The organism is Paracandidimonas soli (genome assembly GCF_004342005.1).
GTDB lineage: Bacteria > Pseudomonadota > Gammaproteobacteria > Burkholderiales > Burkholderiaceae_B > Paracandidimonas > Paracandidimonas soli.
In genome coordinates this window covers 1-21,501 of sequence record NZ_SMBX01000014.1, presented here as the reverse complement: position 1 = coordinate 21,501, position 21,501 = coordinate 1, and the positions used below count along the sequence as shown (strand labels likewise).

The 21,501-nt window shown below is 59.5% G+C and carries 28 protein-coding genes and 1 pseudogene; 11 read left to right on the top strand and 18 right to left on the bottom strand.

Annotated features, from left to right (window positions below; translation table 11 throughout):
- Window positions 1-9 precede the first annotated feature (9 nt).
- From EV686_RS17550 to EV686_RS17500, 11 genes are all read left to right on the top strand, one after another.
- Entirely contained in the window at window positions 10-678 is a 669-nt protein-coding gene (locus EV686_RS17550) for an RraA family protein (protein ID WP_165972677.1), read from the top strand.
- Window positions 679-924: 246 nt separating this feature from the next.
- Window positions 925-1,200 (top strand): accessory factor UbiK family protein, encoded by a 276-nt coding sequence (locus EV686_RS17545; protein WP_132478263.1) that lies wholly within the window; start codon window positions 925-927, stop codon window positions 1,198-1,200.
- Between the two features lie 141 nt (window positions 1,201-1,341).
- Window positions 1,342-2,862 (top strand): YifB family Mg chelatase-like AAA ATPase, encoded by a 1,521-nt coding sequence (locus EV686_RS17540; RefSeq protein ID WP_132478262.1) that lies wholly within the window; start codon window positions 1,342-1,344, stop codon window positions 2,860-2,862.
- Between the two features lie 167 nt (window positions 2,863-3,029).
- Window positions 3,030-3,227 carry a 50S ribosomal protein L35 gene (gene rpmI / locus EV686_RS17535; protein WP_132478261.1) on the top strand — a complete coding sequence of 66 codons (198 nt, stop codon included), beginning with the start codon at window positions 3,030-3,032 and terminating at the stop codon, window positions 3,225-3,227.
- 12 nt (window positions 3,228-3,239) lie between these two features.
- Entirely contained in the window at window positions 3,240-3,599 is a 360-nt protein-coding gene (gene rplT / locus EV686_RS17530; protein WP_132478260.1) for a 50S ribosomal protein L20, read from the top strand.
- A 99-nt stretch (window positions 3,600-3,698) separates the two neighbouring features.
- Entirely contained in the window at window positions 3,699-4,721 is a 1,023-nt protein-coding gene (gene pheS, locus EV686_RS17525; protein ID WP_132478259.1) for a phenylalanine--tRNA ligase subunit alpha, read from the top strand.
- 65 nt (window positions 4,722-4,786) lie between these two features.
- On the top strand, window positions 4,787-7,201 hold the full coding sequence (gene pheT, locus EV686_RS17520) for a phenylalanine--tRNA ligase subunit beta (protein ID WP_132478258.1): 2,415 nt from the start codon (window positions 4,787-4,789) through the stop codon (window positions 7,199-7,201).
- Between the two features lie 12 nt (window positions 7,202-7,213).
- The gene (locus tag EV686_RS17515) at window positions 7,214-7,531 is read left to right on the top strand and encodes an integration host factor subunit alpha (RefSeq protein WP_132478257.1); all 318 of its coding nucleotides are present in this window, start codon (window positions 7,214-7,216) and stop codon (window positions 7,529-7,531) included.
- A gap of 60 nt (window positions 7,532-7,591) precedes the next feature.
- Window positions 7,592-8,041, top strand: a complete 450-nt coding sequence (locus EV686_RS17510; RefSeq protein ID WP_132478256.1) for a MerR family transcriptional regulator — start codon at window positions 7,592-7,594, stop codon at window positions 8,039-8,041.
- A gap of 242 nt (window positions 8,042-8,283) precedes the next feature.
- The gene (locus EV686_RS17505; RefSeq protein WP_165972676.1) at window positions 8,284-8,706 is read left to right on the top strand and encodes a helix-turn-helix domain-containing protein; all 423 of its coding nucleotides are present in this window, start codon (window positions 8,284-8,286) and stop codon (window positions 8,704-8,706) included.
- A 199-nt stretch (window positions 8,707-8,905) separates the two neighbouring features.
- Window positions 8,906-9,850, top strand: a complete 945-nt coding sequence (locus EV686_RS17500) for a GGDEF domain-containing protein (protein WP_165972675.1) — start codon at window positions 8,906-8,908, stop codon at window positions 9,848-9,850.
- A 243-nt stretch (window positions 9,851-10,093) separates the two neighbouring features.
- On the opposite strand, the gene EV686_RS17495 is transcribed toward EV686_RS17500, so the two are convergent.
- The 18 genes and pseudogenes from EV686_RS17495 to EV686_RS17410 all read right to left on the bottom strand — a co-directional run bounded on the left by EV686_RS17495 (window position 10,094) and on the right by EV686_RS17410 (window position 20,629).
- Window positions 10,094-11,065 carry a tyrosine-type recombinase/integrase gene (locus EV686_RS17495; RefSeq protein ID WP_243650943.1) on the bottom strand — a complete coding sequence of 324 codons (972 nt, stop codon included), beginning with the start codon at window positions 11,063-11,065 and terminating at the stop codon, window positions 10,094-10,096.
- A gap of 53 nt (window positions 11,066-11,118) precedes the next feature.
- Window positions 11,119-11,214 (bottom strand): annotated as a pseudogene (locus tag EV686_RS19165) (helix-turn-helix domain-containing protein); the annotation flags it as partial.
- A complete protein-coding gene (locus EV686_RS17485) occupies window positions 11,202-11,645 on the bottom strand; it encodes a GIY-YIG nuclease family protein (protein ID WP_132478251.1) in 444 nt (147 codons plus the stop codon). The pseudogene EV686_RS19165 and the gene EV686_RS17485, both read right to left, overlap by 13 nt.
- 178 nt (window positions 11,646-11,823) lie before the next feature.
- Window positions 11,824-12,564, bottom strand: coding sequence for a hypothetical protein (locus EV686_RS17480; protein WP_132478250.1), 741 nt, complete (start codon window positions 12,562-12,564; stop codon window positions 11,824-11,826).
- A gap of 99 nt (window positions 12,565-12,663) precedes the next feature.
- A complete protein-coding gene (locus EV686_RS17475; protein ID WP_132478249.1) occupies window positions 12,664-12,975 on the bottom strand; it encodes a hypothetical protein in 312 nt (103 codons plus the stop codon).
- Window positions 12,962-13,267, bottom strand: coding sequence for a hypothetical protein (locus EV686_RS17470; protein WP_132478248.1), 306 nt, complete (start codon window positions 13,265-13,267; stop codon window positions 12,962-12,964). Before EV686_RS17470 ends, EV686_RS17475 begins: the two co-directional genes overlap by 14 nt.
- The gene (locus EV686_RS17465; RefSeq protein WP_132478247.1) at window positions 13,260-13,538 is read right to left on the bottom strand and encodes a hypothetical protein; all 279 of its coding nucleotides are present in this window, start codon (window positions 13,536-13,538) and stop codon (window positions 13,260-13,262) included. Before EV686_RS17465 ends, EV686_RS17470 begins: the two co-directional genes overlap by 8 nt.
- Complete coding sequence (locus EV686_RS17460) at window positions 13,535-13,708, bottom strand: winged helix-turn-helix transcriptional regulator (RefSeq protein WP_165972674.1); 174 nt, start codon at window positions 13,706-13,708, stop codon at window positions 13,535-13,537. The genes EV686_RS17465 and EV686_RS17460 overlap by 4 nt, the downstream gene beginning before the upstream one ends.
- Window positions 13,709-13,915: 207 nt before the next feature.
- Window positions 13,916-14,371, bottom strand: coding sequence for a single-stranded DNA-binding protein (locus EV686_RS17455; RefSeq protein ID WP_132478245.1), 456 nt, complete (start codon window positions 14,369-14,371; stop codon window positions 13,916-13,918).
- Window positions 14,372-14,373: 2 nt separating this feature from the next.
- Complete coding sequence (locus tag EV686_RS17450; RefSeq protein ID WP_132478244.1) at window positions 14,374-15,039, bottom strand: hypothetical protein; 666 nt, start codon at window positions 15,037-15,039, stop codon at window positions 14,374-14,376.
- The gene (locus tag EV686_RS17445; protein WP_132478243.1) at window positions 15,032-15,772 is read right to left on the bottom strand and encodes an ERF family protein; all 741 of its coding nucleotides are present in this window, start codon (window positions 15,770-15,772) and stop codon (window positions 15,032-15,034) included. The genes EV686_RS17450 and EV686_RS17445 overlap by 8 nt, the downstream gene beginning before the upstream one ends.
- A 7-nt stretch (window positions 15,773-15,779) precedes the next feature.
- The gene (locus tag EV686_RS17440; protein ID WP_132478242.1) at window positions 15,780-16,862 is read right to left on the bottom strand and encodes a hypothetical protein; all 1,083 of its coding nucleotides are present in this window, start codon (window positions 16,860-16,862) and stop codon (window positions 15,780-15,782) included.
- 9 nt (window positions 16,863-16,871) lie between these two features.
- A complete protein-coding gene (locus EV686_RS17435; protein ID WP_132478241.1) occupies window positions 16,872-17,099 on the bottom strand; it encodes a hypothetical protein in 228 nt (75 codons plus the stop codon).
- Window positions 17,092-17,475, bottom strand: a complete 384-nt coding sequence (locus EV686_RS17430; RefSeq protein WP_132478240.1) for a hypothetical protein — start codon at window positions 17,473-17,475, stop codon at window positions 17,092-17,094. The genes EV686_RS17435 and EV686_RS17430 overlap by 8 nt, the downstream gene beginning before the upstream one ends.
- A gap of 1,415 nt (window positions 17,476-18,890) precedes the next feature.
- Complete coding sequence (locus EV686_RS17425; protein ID WP_132478239.1) at window positions 18,891-19,094, bottom strand: hypothetical protein; 204 nt, start codon at window positions 19,092-19,094, stop codon at window positions 18,891-18,893.
- Window positions 19,095-19,854: 760 nt separating this feature from the next.
- On the bottom strand, window positions 19,855-20,034 hold the full coding sequence (locus EV686_RS17420) for a CsbD family protein (RefSeq protein WP_132478238.1): 180 nt from the start codon (window positions 20,032-20,034) through the stop codon (window positions 19,855-19,857).
- 64 nt (window positions 20,035-20,098) lie between these two features.
- A complete protein-coding gene (locus EV686_RS17415) occupies window positions 20,099-20,347 on the bottom strand; it encodes a hypothetical protein (RefSeq protein WP_132478237.1) in 249 nt (82 codons plus the stop codon).
- Between the two features lie 102 nt (window positions 20,348-20,449).
- Entirely contained in the window at window positions 20,450-20,629 is a 180-nt protein-coding gene (locus tag EV686_RS17410; protein WP_132478236.1) for a hypothetical protein, read from the bottom strand.
- Window positions 20,630-21,501 lie beyond the last annotated feature (872 nt).

The window sequence follows — 21,501 nt, the reverse complement described above, 5'->3', positions numbered from 1 at the left end:
GGAAAAATCATGATTGGATTTCAGATTAGACAGCGTGCGCGTGCCGTCGACGCCGCTGTCGTCGAGCGCTACCGCCAGCTACCGGTGGCCAATGTCAGCGATGTGATGTCGCGTATGTTTGCCGGAGGCGCCCAATTGCGTCCCATGCATGATGGCACGGTAATGGGGGGACCTGCCGTTACTGTGCGCTGCCGCCCCGGCGATAATCTTATGGTGCACAAGGCTTTGGAAGTGGCCCAGGCAGGCGATGTAATCGTCGTGGATGCAGGCGGAGATCTTACCAATGCCATCATTGGCGAGATCATGGTCGCTTACGCGAAGAAGCGAGGTTTGGCGGGTATTGTCATCCATGGCGCCATTCGCGATTCCGCCGTAATCCGCCGTGGCGACTTTCCGGTGTTTGCCGCCGGTGTCACGCATCGAGGCCCTTACAAGGATGGCCCGGGAGAAATCAATGTTCCGATATCTCTTGGCGGCATGGTCATCGAGCCGGGCGATCTCATGATTGGCGACGCTGATGGCTTGCTGTGCGTATCTTTCGATGATGTCGAGCATATCTATCGGGAAACCGCCAAAAAACATGCAATCGAAGAACAGACATTGGCCGATATCGATGCCGGCGCCTACGATGCAAGCTGGGTCGATGCGCGACTGAAGGCTTTGGGGGCGGCGCCGTAAGCCCGAAAATATTCAGGCAGCGCTTCCTGGCAAGCGTCAGCGCAAAAATGCTGACGCTTGTTCTTTTGCCGCCGGGCCGCCCCAAGGCAAAAGGTGTCCCCTTGGGGGGAGGCGGCAAGCAGGCGTCAGCCTGCGCAGCGTGGGGGATTTTTTTGGCGGTTCTTGTGGTTTGATATCAGGCGTTACACTACGCCTTATCGTTGTGCGTACGATGCCACGACACTTACGTCACAGGAGAATGTGTATATGAACACACGCAACGAATGGTTCGAGGAATTCCAGAAGAATGTATCCGACCTGATCGCCAAGAGTCCGGCGGCCGACATCGAGCGCAATGTCAGGGCCATGATGACGCAGACATTCTCCAGGCTGGATCTGATTACCCGCGAGGAGTTCGATGTGCAGGCCCAACTGCTCGAGCGGGCGCTGGCCAGGATCGTGGCCCTGGAGGCCAGGATGCGCGAGCTGGAGCCGCAGTCCGGCACTGCCGGCGAAGCCGGTTCGGAGCCGTCCGCCGACTGAACAGGCGTAGTTCTACGCATGGACGAAAGCGTGCATCTTGCGTGATGCCGCGCGGCCATGCCCGCATACTGGGCTTTTGCCGGCCTGTATGCCATCGATTCCATGTCGCCATGCAGGTCATCCATAGCCCAAGAGGATGGCATGTCGCTTGCCGTATTGTCGAGTTGCGCGCTGCGTGGATTGCAGGCGCTTTGCGTGCGCGTCGAAGTGCATGTGGGGACGGGGCTGCCGTCCTTCCAGGTGGTCGGGCTGCCCGACGCCGAGGTCCGGGAAAGCCGCGAACGTGTCCGTGCCGCCATCGTCAGCAGCGGTTTTTCCTTTCCATCGGGGCGCGTCACCGTCAATCTGGCTCCCGCGGACCTGCCCAAGGAGTCCGGGCGCTTCGATCTTCCGATTGCACTGGGAGTCATGCTGGCATCCGGCCAGATTGCCGTATCGGACGGGCAGGGCGAACCAGCGCCGCCGGACGTGCAGGGATACGTATTTGCCGGGGAGTTGTCCCTGACGGGGGCCGTGGTTCCCGTGTCGGCTCCGCTGGCGATTGCCCTGGGAGTGCGGCGTCTGATGCCGGATGCCAGGCTGGTGCTGCCGGAAGGTTGTGCGGGGCAGGCGGCGATGGTTCCCGGGCTGAAGGTGCTGTCCGCATCGTGTCTGGCCGAAGTCGTGGCGCATTTCTCGCAGGCCATGCCGCTTGCCCGGGCCGCGCCGCAAGAGGCTTGCGATGCACCGGGCGAGGCTCCGCTGTGCCTGTCCGACGTCCAGGGCCAGGGCATGGCGCGCCGAGTACTGGAACTGGCGGCGGCGGGCGGCCACAGCCTGCTGATGTCGGGATCTCCCGGCGTGGGGAAAAGCATGCTGGCCCAGCGGCTGCCGGGGCTGCTGCCCGATCTGTCGATAGCGCAGGCCCTGGATGTCGCCGCATTGCATGGTCTCACGGGACGCGAGACGGGAATCAGCCTGCGGGCGCCGTTTCGCACCCCGCATCACAGCGCCTCGGTGCCTGCGCTGGTCGGAGGCGGAGCGATCCCCAGGCCGGGAGAAATCAGCATGGCCAACCATGGCGTGCTGTTTTTGGACGAGTTGCCGGAGTTCGACCGGCGGGTGCTGGAGTCCCTGCGGGAACCCATGGAAACCGGGCATGTCTCCATTGCGCGGGCAAGAGGATCGGTGTCCTTCCCGGCGGATTTCCAACTGGTGGCGGCAATGAACCCTTGTCCTTGCGGCTGGTTCGGACACAAGCGGCGGCCCTGCACCTGCACTCCGGACAAGGTGCAGCGTTATCGCGACAGGCTTTCGGGGCCGCTGCTGGACCGCATCGATCTCCAGATCGGCCTGCCGGCGCCCGATGCCGGCTGGCTGGAACTGCCTGCAGGGGAAGCCTCGAGGGACGTCCGCGCCAGGGTGCTGGCCTGCCGCGAATTGCAGTTGCGCCGGCAGGGCGGCCTGAACGCCCGGCTGGGGCTGGAGGCGATGAAGTCGGCCTGCAGGCTGTCGAGTGCCGCGCGTGGCCTGCTGACGCAGGCGATGGAGCGTTGGGACTGGTCCGGCAGGGTGGTGCACAGGGTGATGCGCGTTTCCAGGACGATTGCCGACATGGCGGCCGAGCCCGTGATCGACGTCGCGCACGTGGCCGAGGCCATCCAGTATCGGCAGCCGTGGTGAGAGTGTGCACAAAGACGGGCCGCTGCTGGACAAACACGAGCGCAACATTCTATAATCAGAGGCTTTCCTGCTTTTGGGCAGGGAAAACACTAAGTGATTGCTGGGTCGTCAAGAGCCGCTTTTCGTATAGCTGCCACCCGCCGTCATGCATTAACAGAGTTTGAATCATGCCTAAGATGAAAACCAAGAAGGGCGCTGCGAAGCGCTTCAAGGTTCGCGGCAGCGGATCCATCAAGCGGGGTCAGGCCTTCAAGCGCCACATCCTCACCAAGAAAACCACAAAGAACAAGCGCCAGCTGCGCGGTTCTACGGCTGTGCACGAGGCGGACGTCGCTTCGGTCAAAGCCATGTTGCCTTTTGCTTGATAGGAGGATTCTATGCCACGCGTAAAACGCGGCGTCACCGCACACGCACGCCACAAGAAAGTCATCAAAGCAGCCAAGGGCTATCGCGGTCGCCGCGGTAATGTATTCCGGGTTGCAAAACAGGCGGTCATGAAGGCCGGGCAGTATGCCTACCGCGACCGTCGCAACAAGAAGCGTACCTTCCGTTCCCTGTGGATTGCGCGTATCAACGCAGCCTGCCGCGAACTGGGCGTTACGTACAGCGTCTTCATCGCTGGTACCAAGAAGGCGGCCATCGAACTGGATCGCAAGGTGCTGGCCGATATGGCGGTCAACGACAAGGCCGGCTTCGCCGCCGTCGTCGCCAAGGCGCAGGCGGCACTGACAGCCTAAGCTGTCTGGGGAGGTCCTGAATCAGGGTCTCCTTAAAATCCGGTATTATTGCGAACGGGGCTCTAGAGGGCTCCGTTCGCATTTTGGGAACCCGTATTCATGACATCAACGGCTGATGACCTGGTCGTCCAGGCGCAAGAACAGTTTGCACAGGCTGCCGACGCGGCGGCTCTTGAAAACGCCAAGGCCCGCTTCCTTGGAAAACAGGGGGCGCTGACGGAACTGCTGAAGGGCCTGGCAAAGCTCGATCCCGAGCAGAAACGCACCCAGGGCGCGCATATCAACCGCATCAAGCAGCAGATCGAAGCGCTGCTGGACGAGCGGCGCGGGCAGCTTGCGCAGGCCGAACTGGACAGGCGCCTGGCGCTGGAAACCATCGATGTCACTCTGCCTGGGCGCGGACTGGGCTCGGGCGGCATCCATCCCGTCATCCAGAGCTGGCAGCGCGTCGAGGCCATTTTCCGTTCCATCGGTTTCGATGTGGCCGACGGTCCCGAGATCGAGAACGACTGGACCAATTTCACTGCGCTGAACAATCCGGAGAACCATCCCGCGCGCTCCATGCAGGACACCTTCTACGTCGACATGAACGACGAAGGCGGGCTGCCGCTGCTGCTGCGTACGCACACCAGTCCGATGCAGGTGCGCTATGCGCGCATGCACCAGCCGCCGATCAAGGTCATTGCACCGGGACGCACCTATCGCGTCGACAGCGATGCCACGCATTCCCCCATGTTCCACCAGGTGGAAGGACTCTGGATCGCCGAGGATATTTCCTTCGCCGATCTCAAGGGTGTCTACACCAACTTCCTGCGCGCCTTCTTCGAAAGCGACGACCTGTCGGTGCGCTTCCGTCCGTCCTTCTTCCCGTTCACGGAACCGTCGGCGGAGATCGACATGATGTTCACGTCCGGCCCCAATCGCGGCCGCTGGCTGGAAATCTCCGGCGCGGGGCAGGTGCATCCCACGGTCGTGCGCAATTTCGGCCTGGATCCCGAGCGCTACATCGGTTTCGCCTTCGGCTCCGGACTGGAGCGCCTGACCATGCTGCGCTACGGAGTGAACGACCTGCGCCAGTTCTACGAGGGCGACCTGCGCTTCCTGCGGCAGTTCAACCGTTGATGCCGGCCCGTCGCCGATAGTCTCCGCGGCTTGCATGCCGCCAACCTGAATCCGTAAAGAACATTATGCAATTCCCTGAGTCCTGGTTACGCGCATTTGCAGATCCCGATATGGAGTCGCAGGCATTGGCCGATTGCCTGACGATGGCTGGCCTGGAGGTCGAGGAAGCCGAGTCGGCCGCGCCTCCCTTCAGCGGCGTGGTGGTGGCGCGCATCGCCGGCGTCGAGCCCCATCCGAATGCGGACAAGCTGCGCGTCTGCCGCGTGGACGACGGCTCCGGCGAACTGCTGCAGATCGTCTGCGGTGCGCCGAATGCGGCCGAAGGCCTGAAGGTGCCGCTGGCTCGCCTGGGCGCCAGGCTGCCGGGCGGATTCGCCATCGGCAAGGCCAAGATGCGCGGCATCGAATCCTTCGGCATGCTGTGCTCGTCGCGGGAGCTCGGTCTTTCACAGGAGCACGACGGCCTGCTGGTGCTGGACGATGCCTTGCCTGAGGGACAGGACATTCGCGAAGCGCTGGACCTGGACGATACGGTCTTCACGCTCAAGCTGACGCCGAACCGCGCCGACTGCCTTTCCATCCTGGGCGTGGCGCGCGAAGTCTCCGCCCTGACTGGCGCGGCGCTGACGCTGCCGGAATACACGCCGGTGCCGGTCACGCTGGACGAGCGCCTGCCGGTCGAAGTCAAGGACAAGGACCTGTGCGGCCGCTTCGCGGGCCGCGTCATCCGCGGCGTCAATGCGCGCGCCCAGACACCCGCCTGGATGAAAGCGCGGCTGGAACGGGCGGGACAGCGCTCGCTGTCCGTGCTGGTCGACATTTCCAACTACGTCATGCTCGAACTGGGGCGCCCGTCGCATGTGTTCGACCTGGACAAGATCCAGGGCAGCCTGGAAGTGCGCTGGGCCCGCAAGGGCGAGCAGATTACGCTGCTGAATGGACAGACGCTGGCGCTGGAGCCGGACGTCGGCGTCATCGTTGCCGGCGATGTGCCGGAAAGCCTGGCGGGCATCATGGGTGGAGAAGCCACTTCCGTTACGCTGGACACCACGAACATCTACCTCGAGACCGCCTATTGGCATCCCGAGGCCATCATGGGCAAGGCCCGGCGCTATCGTTTTGGTTCCGAGGCCAGCCATCGCTTCGAGCGCGGCGTCGATTTTTCCTCGATCCCCGAGCACATCGAACGCATCACCCGCCTGATCGTGGACATCTGCGGCGGCAGCGTCGGTCCGGTGGACGACCTGTGCGTGGCGTTGCCTCCGCGCAATCCCGTCGGCATGCGTCTGTCGCGCTGCCAGCGCGTACTGGGCGTGGATGTCACGCACGACGAGGCGGCCTCTATCTTCACGCGGCTGCAACTGCCGTTCACGGTCGAGGGCGAAACCTTCGTCGTGACGCCACCGGCCTATCGCTTCGACCTGTCCATCGAAGAAGACCTGATCGAGGAAGTGGCGCGCGTTCATGGTTTCGAGAACATTCCCGACGTGCCTCCTGTCGCCGAGGCGCGCATGAATGTGCCGCTGGAAGTGCAACGTAGCCCGCACGAGCTGAGGCAGGCCATTGCGTCGCGCGAGTACCAGGAGGTCATCAATTTCTCGTTCGTCGAGGAGGCCTGGGAGAAGGAATGGGTGGGCAACGCCGACCCCATCCAGCTGCTCAATCCCATCGCAAGCCATCTTTCCGTGATGCGCTCCAGCCTGATTCCGGGGCTGGTGGCCAATATCGTGCATAACGCCAAGCACCGCCAGAGCCGTGTGCGCGTGTTCGAGCTGGGCCGCGTATTCGCTCGCGATGCCGAGGTCAAGGATGCGGATCTGCATGTCGCGGGCATTCGCCAGCCGCAGTACCTGGCCGGCGCTGCCTGGGGGCCCGCCTTCCAGGAGCAGTGGGGCGTGCCTGTGCGCCAGGTCGATTTCTTCGATGTGAAGAAAGATGTGGAGGTCCTGATGGGGGCCAAGACCGATGCGCTGGTGTGCAAGGCCGACCAGCATCCCCTGCTGCATCCGGGGCGCGGCGCCCGCCTGGTGTTCGAGGGCAGGCCGATCGGCTGGCTGGGCGAGCTGCATCCGCGCTGGGTGCAGGAAAGCGGGCTGGCCCATGCGCCGGTTGTGTTCGAGCTGGACGCCCAGGCCGTGTCCCAGGCAAGGCTGGCCCAGGCCGGCGATCTCTCGCGCCAGCCTGTCGTTGTGCGCGACCTTGCGGTATGGGCCGGGGTGGATGTAGAGTATCAATCTTTGCTGGATACATTGCACAAGACGATCGCTGCGGAAGCATCCTTGGCCATCGTGCGCGAAATCCGGCTGTTCGATGTGTGGCGCGATACCTCCGCCGGGCAGCAGGCGACTGAAAAGAGCCTGGCCCTGCGTTTCTGGCTGCAGGATGCGGAGGCCACGCTGGACGATCAACGGGTGGAGCAGTGCATCCACCGTCTTCTGGATGCGCTTGTGCGCACGCACGGCGTGCGCCAGCGCGCTTGAGGGAGTCTGACCATGCTGCAGGAGCCGCGTACACTCACCAAGGCCGAACTGGCGGAACTGCTGTTCGAGCGCGTAGGCTTGAACAAGCGCGAAGCCAAGGACATCGTCGACAGCTTTTTCGAGGAAATCCGCGATACGCTCGCCCAGGGCGACGCGGTGAAGCTGTCGGGATTCGGCAACTTCCAGGTTCGCGACAAGCCGCCGCGTCCTGGGCGCAATCCCAAGACGGGCGAGGTCATCCCCATTGCCGCGCGCAGGGTGGTAACCTTCCATGCCAGCCAGAAGCTCAAGGCTTCGGTGGAAAATACAGTGCCTGCGACGCAGGAGTGACGCGCCCGGCCGCATTGTGTTAGGGTACCAGCTAACTAACAGGCATATGATTTTCCCATCATGAGTTCAAACGAAAAATCCGTCGTCCTGCCTCCCATCCCGGCCAAGCGGTACTTCACCATTGGCGAGGTCAGCGACCTGTGCTGCGTCAAGCCGCACGTGCTGCGCTACTGGGAGCAGGAGTTCACTCAGCTCAAGCCGGTAAAGCGCCGTGGAAATCGCCGCTACTACCAGCATCATGAAGTCCTGCTGATCCGCCGTATCCGCGACCTGCTGTACGAGCAGGGGTTTACCATCAGCGGCGCGCGCAACAGGCTGGGCGATGCGAACGATGTGCCGTTCGACCAGGACGCTGCTGTCCGTCTCAGCGGTCAGGAACTGTCGGCGCTGCGCTCCGATCTTTCGCATGTGCGCGAACTGCTGGCCAAGGCAGTCCAGGAATCCTCGCCCGACGTGGGCGCGGCGGCGGGGCAGGCGAGCTCGCTGCGCGAGGAGTTCCGCCTTTCCTGAACACGCGCTCTGGCGCAAGCCCCGGCCTTCAGGCCGGGATCGTCCTCGATATATACGCAGCATCGCTGGCATCCGGGCAGGCATCGCCCGGATGCCAGCGAACATTTTGTCAAGGCATTACACGCTTTATTTCCGCCTTTCCATGTCCCTTATTCAATAATCGTCTTGTCCTTCATTCGGATAGGCCCGGATATGAAGCAGCCTTCGTGGATTGCTTCATGCCGGCGAAAAGGCGGAGACTGATGGCAAAACGCGGAGACAAGAATAGCGATGATGCCGATACGGTTGTATCCGGATCGGGGCAGGACACGATCCGTCTGATTCTGCAATGCATCGAGCGGCACATGTCGGATGCCGGCCTGGAGCAGCGCATCGCATCGGAAGTGAACATGGATCGCGACGGCCTTTCGCTGCTGATCGAGCAAACCTTCGGGCAGACGCTGGAGGCGTATATTCTTCAGGAGCGCATGCGCGCCGCGCAACGCATGCTGCTCGAATCCTCGGCCAGCATTGCTGCGATCGCGCGGGCCGTGGGATACCCCAGCACGTCCGCCTTCACCAGCATTTTCCGCAAACAGCTCAGAATGGCGCCAACCACCTTCAGGAAAACGGCTCCGCTGGAGAAGCTGACCTCCTCGGCCGGCGGAATGCTGCGCTGGGGATGATCCAGGCCGCATTCGGGCGGCTTCGGCGAAATGGTTGGGCAATCATGCGGCAAGCCGGCCCGGACATTTCAAAAAATGACAGTTCTTTTGATTTCATGTCTGGTACGGACTTTCAACTGCAAGCATAATGGCAACCGATGCCTGGACGATGGCAGATGTCGCCATCGCCACTCGATGGATCCGAGGAGCCGATATGCAAATGATTGCGAAAAACGGTATTGAACATACCCCTTCGCTGGAAGAGCTCCTGCTGATACTGGACATGCTGCCCATTCCCATCAGTTGCGCCACCCTTAGCGATCGCAGGATCCGCTTCCATAACAAGGCTTTTACGCGCAGGTTCGGCCATATCGCCGACAATATTACGACGATCGACGATTTCATCAGGTCGTATACCCAGGAAATGCAGCGCGGAGAGATCGAAAGGCTGTGGTCTTCCCTGTGGAACGATGCACCCGTCGAAAGCGGCGTTGAAATCATTGCAGAGACGGAGATCGATATCAAGTCGGTCAACGATACGGTGATTACGGTAGCGCTTGGCGGGATGATTCTTCATGCCAAGGACCTTTCCATCGCGTTCTTCGACGATATGCCGGCACGCGACCAGATGCAGAAGAGCATTCTGCGCCACGCCTACGAGGATTTTCTGACAGGGCTGGCGAATCGGCGCAAGCTGATGATGCATTGGGATCAGGCGCGGGGCTCGACTCGGGAGGCGAAGGTCGCGTTCCTGATGCTGGATCTGGACAGGTTCAAGCATGTCAATGACCAGCTCGGCCACGATGCGGGAGACGAAGTGCTGCGCGTCGTGGCCAAGCGCCTGCTGTCCTGCGTGAGGGAGAGCGATCTGGTGTGCCGGTTCGGCGGCGATGAGTTCGGCATTCTGCTGGCGGAATCCGTCGATGATGCGCAGGTCGGGCATATATGCGATCGTGTGCTGGAGGTCGTGAAAGCGCCCATGCTCATCGGGGGAAGCGAAGTCTGCATCAGCACGAGCATCGGAGCCAGCCGCGTGCCGGACCATGGCGATACATTCGACGAGATATTCAAGGCGGCGGATGAGGCACTGTATCTGTGCAAGCTCAAGGGCAGGGGCTGCTGGCGCTGGGCGGATGCCGGCGAGAATCTCGCCGCGGAGGGCTGAAGGCTCGGCCGCGGCAGCCCCCTTCAAAAGCAAAATGCCAGCCTGGGAAGGCTGGCATTTTGCCGATCTGCGCATAATCTGGTGGGCCCCCCGAGAGTCGAACTCGGCACCAACGGATTATGAGTAAGTGCCGGGAAGTATGCGATCCCTGCAAACCCGCATGGATACTGCGTTCTCGTTTTGCGCTGACCGCCCCAAAACCCATGTTTTGCCCTGGCTCTGTCAAGATTTCCCCCATCAGAATCAGGCTACTTTCTTGCGACCAATCTGAGTGAGGGCGTCTTTTATGGAGTCGGTGGCAAGGTGAGCGTAGCGCTTTGTGCTGACCGCTGACTTGTGTCCCAGCACCGCGCCCACAGTGTACAGGTCGACGCCGGCATTGATCATCTCGCTGGCGGCGCTGTGGCGTAGGTCATGGAAGTGCAACCAGTCCATTCCGACAGCCTTCCTGGCATCTCGGAAATGCTTGGATATCCGGCTCTGGTCGGGCAGGGCGATACCCACGCAGCAGCGTATACGTGGGTGGATCGGCACATGGCGCGGCTCGCCGTTTTTTGTGTCGTGCAGTACGAACATGCCATTGACTCGTTCAGCGCGCTTGATCTCTGATATTCGCATGCCGCTATAGAAAGCAATGCGGATTGCAGCGCGAGTCGCACGGTGTTTGCTGGCCCGGCAGAGTTGCAGCATCTGGCGGCGGTCGATGAAGAACCGTCGCTCATTGCGCACGGTGGGCGATATCACCCTGTCAGCTGGGTCGTGCTCGCTCATGCCGTGATGCTTCCAGGCGTATCGGCAGGCGCTTGTCAGGTAGCGAATGCGGTTGCGCAGGGTGGCGGCAGCCAGTTTTGAGCCGTTCGCCTTTCTTGCTTTCGCCGTGTACTCCTTGCAAGCATCCGCCAGGGCGGACATTGGCCTGCCCTGATATGCCCAGTACATCTGCGCGAGCTCACCCATAATGTTGTCGCCGGATTTCAGTCCTGGCACACGTTCCTTGAGATATATAGCAACAGCGTCCTCTATCGTGTGCTGGTGCCGTTCGACACGAGTTGCAACGGCGTAGAGTCTGGCCGCTTCTTGTCGGTCGTAGGCGTCAGCTTGGGCTCTCGTCCACGTTTTCGGAAGTAGCTTTCGAGCCCTGACCCGCTGGCCCTCAACGACACGGTCGAATTCAAAAACGAAGCAACCTCGCGTTTTATCTCTGTATATCGGCATGACCGCAGATACTCCTGTATGTCTTCTTCTGCAAAGATGATTCTGCGCCCGATCCGATGGCAGGGGATCGGCCCGGCGGGCGCAGCCAGATCGTATACGGTGCGCGGCGAGACGCCCAGGCGCTTGGAGGCCTCTATTACTGAGAGCATGTGGACTCCTTCGTAACACCCGTTTCTTGATCTGCCATCGCCTGGTGATACACCGGGGCGGTGCGCCTTATATCGGACAGGGACACCGGCGCAACAAGATATCCAGCGACTCGCACGAAGTTCAACTTTGGGCGATACCGATGAATGAATATCGACTCAACCATGTTGAGCGCTGACTGCTCGCATTCGATGTAGGCGAATCGTTCAAACGCCTTATCGACGTGCTGCGCGATTCGATTGATTATGTTGGTCGACTGCCCTATGTAAACAATGTCGTCGCCGTCCAGCAGGAAATAGACGCCGCACAACCTCCTACATGGTTCGGCACGTTCTAGTACGTTGCTTTTATCGAGGAATGCGTCGGCGGTTTCGCCCGCAAATAGCCTGGCAAGCCGGCCCATTGGCGCCACCTCATCGGGCGTGAGAAACATATCCTACTCCCTTAAATCACGAACGCCCCAATGGGGCGCTCAGCTTCCAGTGATGGGCCGTCACTCTCAGGACGGCCTCGATTCGCTCAGTCATCATCCGTCCTGGCTGAGATCAGCCGAGATCCGCTCTTGAGGATGATGCAGCGCACCCATTTGCCGTTTACTAGGGCGTATCGGGTCATGGTTGCTCCTTTGTGGTGGCGTAGCGGGCGAGTAGGGCGCGTGCAAACTGCCTGTACCCCCAAGATTTCAACCAGCTATTTGCGCCATCAGGCATGTCGTTGAAAACCGCATCAATATCCGCATCACTCGGCACCTTCACCGGCTCGGCGGGTTGTGGGGCAGCAAATGCGTACTCAATCCGATACTGTCCGCTCTTTTCCGAGTCTTTCACCAGGTCCGCGTCCGGGACGCCATCGCACCAGGGTCGGCCGTCCGTCACCCACTCGCCGTCAGCGTTCTTGCGCAGTAGACGGTACGCCACCGGCTCACCCCTGCGCTTGCGGTCGGCTTCGATGGCGGCGCGGGCATAGGCTTGCATTTGGGACTCCGTGAACCAATTGATTGCCGACCCGTAATCGAAGCTCGTCATTCCTGGCTCTGGCAATGGCGGCAACTCTCCGGCATTCCCGGATGGTTGGGGCTGGGCGGCAACGGGGGCGGCGTAGAGGTTTATCGAACCAGCCGAGATGCCCATGCGAGTTGTCTTGACTGCTTCAAGCGCCTTTATTGTGCGGTCGAATAGTCCCGTGTATGCAACTTCGCCTTTCTCGGTGAAGAACGCGGTCGCAACAGGTTGCAAGCTTGGGTTGCATGCTTTGGTTGCATGCTCCCGCGCCGCCGCATTCTGCCGCTCAATCTCCCGGCCAGCAGCGATGCCAGCGTGCCAGGCGTCCTGTTCTTTCTGTGTGATTCCCATATCAACCCCCAGACGCCCATACAAGGGCAGCGATAACTGCGGGGAAAATGACCCCGTAGACGACGATCAGGCAGAGGATCAGGGTGCGGAGTTTGATTTTCATGGTTGCTCCTGTTCATGGCTGGCGTCCTGGGTGCGGGCGCGGAGCATGGCGTCGGCCATACGGTAGCGATATGCCGCCTCGACGCGCATCCACCAGTCGATATGCACGGACGCTGGCTCAACGCTGTTGGGCGCCTGCTCACCGATCAACGCCTCGCCCCATTTCGCGCTGTAGTCATCCGGCAGGCGGACGGACATTGCCATTGCATCGCGCAGGCTCATGCCGCCATAGCCGCTATCGAATCGGGCGCGGCACTGCTCGTCATTTACCGGCAGCGGATACGCTGGCCCACCGTCATTGATCGCCATGCTTTTCTCCTTGGTGTTGGGCCAGGGCGGCGCGAACTTCCTGCATTACATCATCGGTGATAAACCAGAAGCGCTTACCGTCATTGCCGGTCGCTGCCATGCGCTTTCCGTGCTGGTCCTGCCACTCTTGGGACGCAAGATCGGCAACCGTATGCATAGTTTCCCGCAGCGCATCCCGCTCTGCCAGCAGGTCGATGATCAACTGTGCCCGTGGATTGATGCCGCCTTGGCGTCGGGCCTCATCGACCAGTTCGGGTAGCGCAGCCCGCAGTGTTTCGTACTTGTCAGCCATTGGATTCTCCCGATAGGGCGGCGCGGGCGCGGCCACCGTAGTCCACCGCAAAATCCTTCATCAGCGCGAGAATGGATTGGCTGTCTTGGTTCAGTGCTGCTTTTCCCATCTGCTTTGACATGCTGGCGTACCATTCCAGAGCCTCCCGCAGCCGTTCTATCTCCGCTGCCTGTGCGTCGATGTGGTCTGCTGCTGCTAGCGCAGGCCCGCGAAGGAGGCCGTCACCGGACTCGATTGCGCGTTGGCGCAGCTTCTGTGTATTGATAGTCATGCCTCACCCCTCACCCGATAGCGGTTGATGACCGCATTCACCGTTGACAGCGATGCGGACACGCGATGCGCAATCTCGCGCTGTGTTGTGCCGCGATCATGCATTTCAAGGATGCGCTGATGTTTTTCCGGGAGGCGCAAATGCTGCGCCGTCTGCAACTGGTTGACCATTGCCTGTATTCCGCTCATTTTCTGTCCTCAAAATCGCTGATCTGACTCTTGATTGCAGCGGCGATGTCCTCGGCCGTGGAGCCTGGTGGGGCGATTACGTCTACTGTGTAAAACGTGGCGTCAGGGTGCTGTTTGGCCGTCCCCCATGGCGGGATTTTCATCCATAGGGAGACGGCGACTTTGATTTGAGACATTGGCGATCCCCGATCAGAAAGGCGGCTCATCGTCATAGTCAGCCATTCCGCCGCCACCCTGCGGTGGATTCGGGGCAGGGCGCTGCGCTGCCTGTGCGCGCTGCTGGGCCTGTTGTGGGGCGCGGGCCTGAGGCTGCGCTCCGTTATCGGGGCGCGATGCGAATTCGAGGTTGCTGATTCGGCCAGTCAGCTTGATGCCTTGCGAGCCGTCCTGTTTTTGGAATGTTTCGATATGAGGATCATCAATAGTGACGTGCAGCAAGGTTCCTTTGAGCAGATATGGTGCCAGCGATTCGGCTCTTTGCCCCCACACAACGCCCTCTACCCACTGGGTAGGCTTGTTGTTCGTGTTCGGGTCTTTCTTCCCGTAGTTGTAGGCTAGAGAGATGCTTGCCACAGCGTCGTTCTGCTGCGTGTATCGCAGTTCTGCATCGCGTCCGATTCGAAAAAGCCCTGTGAGTTGTGCCATATTTAAGCCGCCTCCATCGCGGCATGTGATTGTTCGAATTCCTCAATGATCTCGCCCATGTACTCGCGCGCGGCCTTAACCTTCGCCATCATTTCCCGCTCTTTGTCGAAGTCGCGCTTGATGACGACTGATGTCAGACGCATGCGCTCTGGGATATGGGATACCAGATGCAGGTCTAGTGGCTCATCTCGGATGAGGCGCTCTGGCGTGTCTACCAGCGCGTAATTGACCTCCCACTCATCCGCATCCCACAGCCACATGTACCCGCGCATTTGCCATTCATACGTGCCGTTGATGGCATCTACCGTCCAGGCTGGGAACGTTTCGAGCGACCATGATGATTTCAGGTCATGCCCTCGGCGGTTCCCGACATCGAACAGGTCACACTCGCCGGTGATGTAGTCGTTGGCCTTGCGCTCCTGGTTCTTCTCCAAGGCCAAGCCGCGAACGCGGTTCAGCAGGGCAATCGATTCGCTTTCGACCTCGATCCCTTTCTCGGTGTATTTGTTCGAGAACTCAAAATCGACACCGAAAATCTCCTGCTTGGCAAGTTCCCGGATATAGGTCTTTGCGCCCACCGAGAGGATTTCTCCGGCCTTGATCGCGGCAGCGGTGGGCGACGCCATGAGCTTCCCGATACTGCTGCACCGAAACTTGTAATCAAGCATCTTGGCCTCCTTGGATTTCGTCCATGCGCCCGGAAACCGCCTGCATGAATGTCTTATATCCGTCGCGGTCGCGGGCCTTGGTGAAGATCTGGGCGCCTTCCTTTTTGATGCTGATCAGTACCTTGGCGTCATGTGCGGTGCGTGCTTTCTCGATCCATTCGTCAACTGTGGCCTGCCGATACACGTTGCCGTCAGTGTCGTCGGATTCTTCGGACAGCCCGAGAATGGCCTTGAGTGTGTATCGTTCCAGATAAGTCTTGGTGCTGGCGCGTGCCTGGATCGGATTCTTTGCTCCGCCAGCATCCGGCGGGCCGCCCATGCTGACTTTTTCCTCGTGGCCGTTGATGTGGCGAAGGTAGCAAGTGACCTCCATCCAGTCCTTTTCATCCTTCGTCAGCCGCCACCATGTTGACAGCCCATGCTTGGAAAGCGCTTCGGTGACTGCATTAACCACATCGTGCAATTCCGCGTAGCTCTTGCCCTTGAGCGGGCCATCCGTTACCTGACGGCCCTTGATAATCTTCACGCCCTCTGCCTTGAACGCAGCAAACGCTTCGTCGTAGGCTTTCTTTGCTTGGGCAGCGTTGTACCGATCCTGCAAATCCATCATTTGCCCGATTTGCTCGGGCGTCATGCCGGATTGCAACGCGGCGATTGCCAGTGCCATGGGCGAACCAGCAGGGGCGGGCGCGGCGACTGACGATTGCGGCGCTTCGATAATTTCTGTTGTCATGATTCCCTCAGAAATTGATAGTGACGTGAGGAACTTCACCGCGCGCGATCTTCAGCACGATGGAGCGAGCCAGTTCTTCGGTGATGTTCATGCCCATGAACGCTTGCTTTGCCTCGCCCATGATCTTGATTCGGTGCTGCTGGTCGGCTTCGCGCTTGCGCTGCTCGGCCTCTGCCGCTGCTTTTTCGTCAGCCTGCCGCCTGATTTCAGCCAACCTCGCAGCTTCAGCAGCATCCTTGGCGCGTTGCTCAGCCGCCAGTTTCTCGGCTTCGGCGCGGGCTTCGGCTTGCTTCTGGCGCTCGATGGCTTCCTGGCGGTCACGCTCGGCCTTCTCGGCTGCGGCCTTTGCCTCGGCTTCGCGCTTCGCAGCTGCTTCACGTTCGGCCTGGGCCTTGGCTTCAGCATCTGCCTTGGCCTTTTCGGCGGCTTGGCGGGCAATCTCGGCCTCACGGTCTTTCTGCTCCTGCTCGGCCTGCTTGCGGCGCAGTTCGGCAAGTTCCGCCTGTTCGGCTTCGTACTTCTCGCGGGCAGCCAGAGCGGCAGTCAGTGAGTCCAGGGCGCGGGCTTTCATTCGATGGGCTTCAGCCTCGAATTCCTCCCACGTCTCGTCCACGACGCGGGCGCCGACTTCCTCAATGCTGGCCCGCAACTCGGCGCTGTCCAGGTCGCGGTCCTCATCGGCACGCAGGTGGAACCATTCGATGCCTGCCTTGTGCTTGGCGATCCGGGCATTCTCAGCGGCCTCCCATTCATCCAGCGGGGCGCGGACTTCGGCTTGAATCGCTTCCAGCCCTTCCTTCAGGTAACGCCGACCAGCATCTACCTTTTTCGGCAGTTCCTTCAGTTCCGCCGACACCGCAGCGCCCAGCTTTTCCATTGCCGTCTTGCTTCGCGCCACTTTGTACGCGTCGCTGGCGCAGGCTTCACGGTCTTTGCGCTTGTCCATGTCGTAGACGGTGCCAACGACCTTGGCGCGAACCGTGCCCAGAATCTCGTCCAGTTTTTCGGTATCAGTAAACACCTGCAGCGCCGTTTCTTTCGGCGGCAAAGTGACCAATTCGGTCGATTCTTTTTCGATGACTTCGCTCATTTCCTTTCCTTAAAACCCCGCCGCCACGGCAACATGCATAAAGCCGATTGCGCCAACAATAACTAGCACAGCGACAGCCCATGCTTTCTTCGGAATCCGTCCACTGTTCTTTGCATAGCCGCCTTTCCCATCGCATTCCGCCCATGAGCCGTAGTAACTGCGATGGCTGCGCGGGATGCTTCCCGTCCAGTTCGAATGTCCATAGTCGATGCCGTTGGGCCAGTTTTGGTTATTCATACCTAAGCCTCCGTGCGGTTTCGTGGGCAAGAGTGACGACGGCGGCGTCGAATGCGACACTCGCCCGGTGAGCGGCAGACTGACAGCCATCCAGTGCGGCAACCATGTCTGCAATGACGCCGGACTGCTGCAGCATCTGCTCATGAATGACATCAGCAAGATCAGAGCGACCGACCGGCACGACGTATCCGCGCAGGGCGATTCGAACGCTGGACTGGCTGCCTCGTAGCACTGCCGTCATTTGGGTGCGGACTTGCTCGGCTATGACATATTTGTCGCTGTTCGGGACGATGCTGTCCGCGCCGAGCCAGTCTCTTTGTACCCAGCCAAAGCCGCCCGTGCGCTCATCAGGCGGGAGCGTTTTGAGTGTTTGCATGGTGTTCTCCTGTTTGATGGGCGGCAATCAAGGCGCAACACTCCTGCCGACAAATGCCTGGCCTTCACGTGCTAGGTTTGGGTTGGTAGGAGTAGGGGAGTGCTGCGGCTTCATTGCCGCGATGGGTGAATTGGCTCGTTTCGTGAGCCACTCGTCCAGATCACGCCATCCCGGATGACAGGGAAGGAGCGCGTGTCTTGTCCGTATCTGTCCTGCGCTCTCGCGCTGCTTTTCGCAAACCTGCCCGACCCGACGGGCTTAGAGGATCAGATCAGAGGACATGCGTGGCGCTCTGGATGCCGGTGATAACGTAAATCCGCTCGACCGGCCTACGGATCCAGGTCTATCCGCAATGCGGCCCGTCCTGGCTACGGGTTTTGATTGGTGCCGGTTACCCTCGTCCGGCGCTGCGTCAGCCCCGCGGTGGGCCATGTGTGCAGCGGGTGCGGTCATGCGGATGACCGGCCAGACCAGCACCGGAGGCTCGATGCTGATCGTTCTATGGCGGGCCTACGTCCTGCAGATCAGCGCTCGACCTGCATTCGGATTGCCACGGTGTTCTGTGGCGCGGCCCTCTCGGGGTGCATTCGTGGCCGCTTACGGTCGGCCAGTCGGGGTAGAGTTTCCGGCTCTTGAGCGAATCCCACGCCCGCAATACCTGTCCGGTTTCGGTCCAGCCGTTCCCACCCTAGGCTGGCATCTAGCGCCAGGTACTAACCGAAGCGTTCGCTGGCCGGTGGTAGACATTCTTGAATTCGGCGGGGCCGTATCGTGGACCCCATACGCGAAGCTGCACAGCTGCGCTGGCGTAGTTCCTCCCGCCTAGGACAGGACGCGACGGCATCCGCTTCGATTTGATGGTGGCCGGGCTACCTTCCCCGGCTCCGAGTATTGTTTGCCCACAAGTGAGCAGTAGATCCCTCGGGACCCACTCCGCAGCAGGTCAGTTTCAGTCATGCGGCCACCATCAAGGATCCATACTAGCTGCGAAATTTTCCCCACGGCTTCCGTGGTTCGGCCTTCGTCTATTACCTCCCGGAACGGCCAAGCGGGCGGCGCAGTATGGATTCTTGATGACCCCGGCTAACCGAACCGGGCGGGCCTGAGCCTGGGTGATGCTCTTATCCCAGCTATGCAGGCGTTGATTGATCGATATATCGGGCTTTATTTCGGTATATGGCCTATGCTGAAGGGCTAGGCCACAACAAATCCGATGTGGCCGCCATTGGCCAATGGAGGTCAAAAATGGACAAGCAAGGTAAACCGCCTAAAAAGGCAAAGACAACGAAGGCTGATCCAGCCCTTAATAAACAGGGCTGGCCTGCTCAGGCCCCAAATGAAGGAATAAAAAGAGCGAGTGCCGGTCATGACCATAAACCGATCAGCAGGGGCTCGGGGAGAGGAAGGTAAGCCTGCTAGAGCCACCCAAGCACAGCCCCTAGCGGGGCCAAAAACACCCCGATGACGCGGGCGATTTCGAAAGCGCCCCAATCACCAAGAGACATCGGGATTTGAAATATCTTGACGATGTTCAAAATCCACCCGATAAGCCCCGCGATGCAGGTCGCAAACCAAAGCACCCAAGCGGTGCTGGTGATCGTCTCTTTTGCGTTGAACATATCTTTCTCCTTGATCATCCGGCGCGGCTCTCACTGAAAGCCGCCTCGGATTCGGCCTGTTTCCAGGCCGTGGTTACTTCTCCTGCGCAACTCCCGCCTCTATTGGCGGCTCGCAGTGTGCCGGTCTTTCCCGGTCTGTCATCCTCCAAATACCTCGCGCTCGGTGGAATCCACGCGCTGGCTGTATGTCGCCAGTCACCGGATCGCAGCGCCCTTGTGCGGTCTCACACCGCAGGCACTGATTGCCGGTTTTCACTCTATTGCTTGTTGGCGCGGAGTGGATCCGTTGCGCGCCTTCCCGGTCGCATTTCCCCTAAAGGGGCCGGGTGCTGTTGTCGGCATTTTGTTAAAGAGCATTCCGCCGTTGGCGGGGTACTGCTGACTCATTACTTGCTGCCCTTGGGGCTAGGCGTTCTGTGAGTCGATGGGTGTAATAGTGCCACTAGTTATTGGGGTTGTCAATAGTGGCGCTAGTTATTTTGTTGAATCAAGGAAAACCCCACCATCAGCAGGGCGGGCCATATCAGGTCAGAGAGGCATGTAGGATGGCGAAGTCGATCCCAGGATGATCGGATGATCATCGGGTGTCGGAGCGAGGGGAGAGGGCGCCCAGAGGACTTGGTGCAGGAGCAGGACGCAAAAAAGCCCCTCGGAAAAGGGGCTTGCGATAGGAGTCTGGAGTTTAGGTGCGATACGTCTATCGCAGACAATCCGATATTTCCTGAGCGCTACTTAGTGGTGTCGGTGAGTTGTCAGGTTCTCACAACTTGTTCTTTTGAGCAGCATCCTTAGCATCGCCGAACTTGCGTTGCATTGTGCCGATGTCTTTTTCAGCCTTTCCTTTCACTGTGGTCGACGGCTTCTCTGTAGCTTTGCCAAAGGCCTCTTTTGCGCCGCCTTTTACTTCTTTAATGGTGCCTTTTGCTTGATCTTTGTTCATGGCTTTACTCCTTGCGTAGCAGTGAGCTTCGGTAGAACGGGGAACTGATGCCCCCGTATAAAGCTTACTGAGGATTTTTCTTGTTCTGATCTAGGTCTTTTTTGTCTTGCCCAGGCTGTTCCTTGGGTTTCTGACCTTCGTTCTCAGCTCGTTGAAGATCGTTCTGATCTTGATTCTGCTGTTCTTGAGCTTGCTGACCAGGATTCTGGTCTGCATGATCTGGGTCGCGTTGTGCCGGGTTTTGATTGGCGTGATCGGGACCTGGCTGACCTGGTTTGTTTTGATTCGTTTGTTGGGTGGGTTTCTGTTCCATGATGAACTCCTGGTAACTTACCGCCTGTGTCGTTCAGTGCGAACTGGCTTGAGGCGTAATACGGTGAGGGTAGGGCAAATGTCTGCCGGGCCATCCTGCGGCTTAAGTGCGCAGGCCGGGGATTGGATCTTTCATCAGCCGCAGGATACGCTGGCGCAAGTGCACGCGGCGCTTTCCATGGCCTATTTCATCAATTTGAGAAGGTGGGTGTGGAGGGGAATTCATATCCGTGGCGAGAAGCTTTCGCAGCACGAACCCTAAATGATATTTTTGCTGGAGCATGATGGCTCCTCTATGTGTGCTGCCTATGATTGAGCTAAGCATCAAGGCAGGTGAGTCACCCTTCGCGGGAAAGTGTAGCTTCGACGAAGCTAACGAGCGATGGGCCATATGTGTCAGACATATGATTCTGAACGAGGCAAATTGGCGTTTGGGCCGGAGTGAGTGTTTGTTGCCTCAGGGTATTCAGTGTGGACCTTATCAGGTCAGATTGACAGCTTTACTTTGTATTTTATGTTACTGAAACTGGGGCTAAACGAATGTAGTCGGTCTTAGAATGGTAGGCCCGGATAGCGGGCGTTAAGGGCTGCAATTAGTTTTTTGCGGGTTGTAGTTATTTCGGCTTGTGTTGGGCTGCCGTAAAAGCTCTTTCGAGCTACGAGTTTCTTGAAATCCTCTATCGGCGGTACCGGTAGCAACGAGTCGGGCTTTGTGAGTACGATCATTGTGTTCTCCAGGTAATATTTGGGCGAAGGCTCCAAGATTATTCAACATGAGATCATGGATTGTGAGTCAACTTGACGGGCCCATAATGGTGAAAGCTCTTGATGGAAGCATTCTGGCGTTGGTGAAGCAATGGAGTACTAAGCATCATGCATCCACTCTGCGATGTACATCGTTACTTTGTAATAGTTTCCCATGATGTCCCGGAAGCCAGCATCAGGAATCGTGGCGGACACATAAAAGCCCCGGCAGGGCGGGGCATGAAAAAGCCGCCTGGGTGGGCGGATATTTATGATCGCTATGATACGTTCTCAGCGCGGGCGCTAAATTCATAAATGAATCGCCCCGGGTTTTGCGGAGGCTCCAACCTTTGAGAGAATGGAGCCACTATGAGCAAGCAGAACAAGTTTTCCCCCGAAGTCCGTGAACGC

Excerpts from the sequence above, each read along its gene's own strand:
- EV686_RS17505 (WP_165972676.1), top strand. The coding sequence starts at position 8,284 with ATGGCAAAACGCGGAGACAAGAATAGCGATGATGCCGATACGGTTGTA.
- EV686_RS17460 (WP_165972674.1), bottom strand. The coding sequence starts at position 13,708 with ATGGTCAACCAGTTGCAGACGGCGCAGCATTTGCGCCTCCCGGAAAAA.
- EV686_RS17455 (WP_132478245.1), bottom strand. The coding sequence starts at position 14,371 with ATGGCACAACTCACAGGGCTTTTTCGAATCGGACGCGATGCAGAACTG.
- EV686_RS17415 (WP_132478237.1), bottom strand. The coding sequence starts at position 20,347 with ATGGAACAGAAACCCACCCAACAAACGAATCAAAACAAACCAGGTCAG.
- EV686_RS17445 (WP_132478243.1), bottom strand. The coding sequence starts at position 15,772 with ATGACAACAGAAATTATCGAAGCGCCGCAATCGTCAGTCGCCGCGCCC.
- EV686_RS17440 (WP_132478242.1), bottom strand. The coding sequence starts at position 16,862 with ATGAGCGAAGTCATCGAAAAAGAATCGACCGAATTGGTCACTTTGCCG.
- EV686_RS17470 (WP_132478248.1), bottom strand. The coding sequence starts at position 13,267 with ATGGCTGACAAGTACGAAACACTGCGGGCTGCGCTACCCGAACTGGTC.
- EV686_RS17550 (WP_165972677.1), top strand. The coding sequence starts at position 10 with ATGATTGGATTTCAGATTAGACAGCGTGCGCGTGCCGTCGACGCCGCT.
- EV686_RS17465 (WP_132478247.1), bottom strand. The coding sequence starts at position 13,538 with ATGACTATCAATACACAGAAGCTGCGCCAACGCGCAATCGAGTCCGGT.
- pheT (WP_132478258.1), top strand. The coding sequence starts at position 4,787 with ATGCAATTCCCTGAGTCCTGGTTACGCGCATTTGCAGATCCCGATATG.
- EV686_RS17480 (WP_132478250.1), bottom strand. The coding sequence starts at position 12,564 with ATGGGAATCACACAGAAAGAACAGGACGCCTGGCACGCTGGCATCGCT.
- EV686_RS17515 (WP_132478257.1), top strand. The coding sequence starts at position 7,214 with ATGCTGCAGGAGCCGCGTACACTCACCAAGGCCGAACTGGCGGAACTG.
- EV686_RS17540 (WP_132478262.1), top strand. The coding sequence starts at position 1,342 with ATGTCGCTTGCCGTATTGTCGAGTTGCGCGCTGCGTGGATTGCAGGCG.
- EV686_RS17435 (WP_132478241.1), bottom strand. The coding sequence starts at position 17,099 with ATGAATAACCAAAACTGGCCCAACGGCATCGACTATGGACATTCGAAC.
- rplT (WP_132478260.1), top strand. The coding sequence starts at position 3,240 with ATGCCACGCGTAAAACGCGGCGTCACCGCACACGCACGCCACAAGAAA.
- EV686_RS17475 (WP_132478249.1), bottom strand. The coding sequence starts at position 12,975 with ATGGCGATCAATGACGGTGGGCCAGCGTATCCGCTGCCGGTAAATGAC.
- EV686_RS17450 (WP_132478244.1), bottom strand. The coding sequence starts at position 15,039 with ATGCTTGATTACAAGTTTCGGTGCAGCAGTATCGGGAAGCTCATGGCG.
- EV686_RS17510 (WP_132478256.1), top strand. The coding sequence starts at position 7,592 with ATGAGTTCAAACGAAAAATCCGTCGTCCTGCCTCCCATCCCGGCCAAG.
- EV686_RS17485 (WP_132478251.1), bottom strand. The coding sequence starts at position 11,645 with ATGTTTCTCACGCCCGATGAGGTGGCGCCAATGGGCCGGCTTGCCAGG.
- EV686_RS17430 (WP_132478240.1), bottom strand. The coding sequence starts at position 17,475 with ATGCAAACACTCAAAACGCTCCCGCCTGATGAGCGCACGGGCGGCTTT.
- pheS (WP_132478259.1), top strand. The coding sequence starts at position 3,699 with ATGACATCAACGGCTGATGACCTGGTCGTCCAGGCGCAAGAACAGTTT.
- EV686_RS17420 (WP_132478238.1), bottom strand. The coding sequence starts at position 20,034 with ATGAACAAAGATCAAGCAAAAGGCACCATTAAAGAAGTAAAAGGCGGC.
- rpmI (WP_132478261.1), top strand. The coding sequence starts at position 3,030 with ATGCCTAAGATGAAAACCAAGAAGGGCGCTGCGAAGCGCTTCAAGGTT.
- EV686_RS17425 (WP_132478239.1), bottom strand. The coding sequence starts at position 19,094 with ATGTTCAACGCAAAAGAGACGATCACCAGCACCGCTTGGGTGCTTTGG.
- EV686_RS17545 (WP_132478263.1), top strand. The coding sequence starts at position 925 with ATGAACACACGCAACGAATGGTTCGAGGAATTCCAGAAGAATGTATCC.
- EV686_RS17500 (WP_165972675.1), top strand. The coding sequence starts at position 8,906 with ATGATTGCGAAAAACGGTATTGAACATACCCCTTCGCTGGAAGAGCTC.
- EV686_RS17495 (WP_243650943.1), bottom strand. The coding sequence starts at position 11,065 with ATGCCGATATACAGAGATAAAACGCGAGGTTGCTTCGTTTTTGAATTC.
- EV686_RS17410 (WP_132478236.1), bottom strand. The coding sequence starts at position 20,629 with ATGCTCCAGCAAAAATATCATTTAGGGTTCGTGCTGCGAAAGCTTCTC.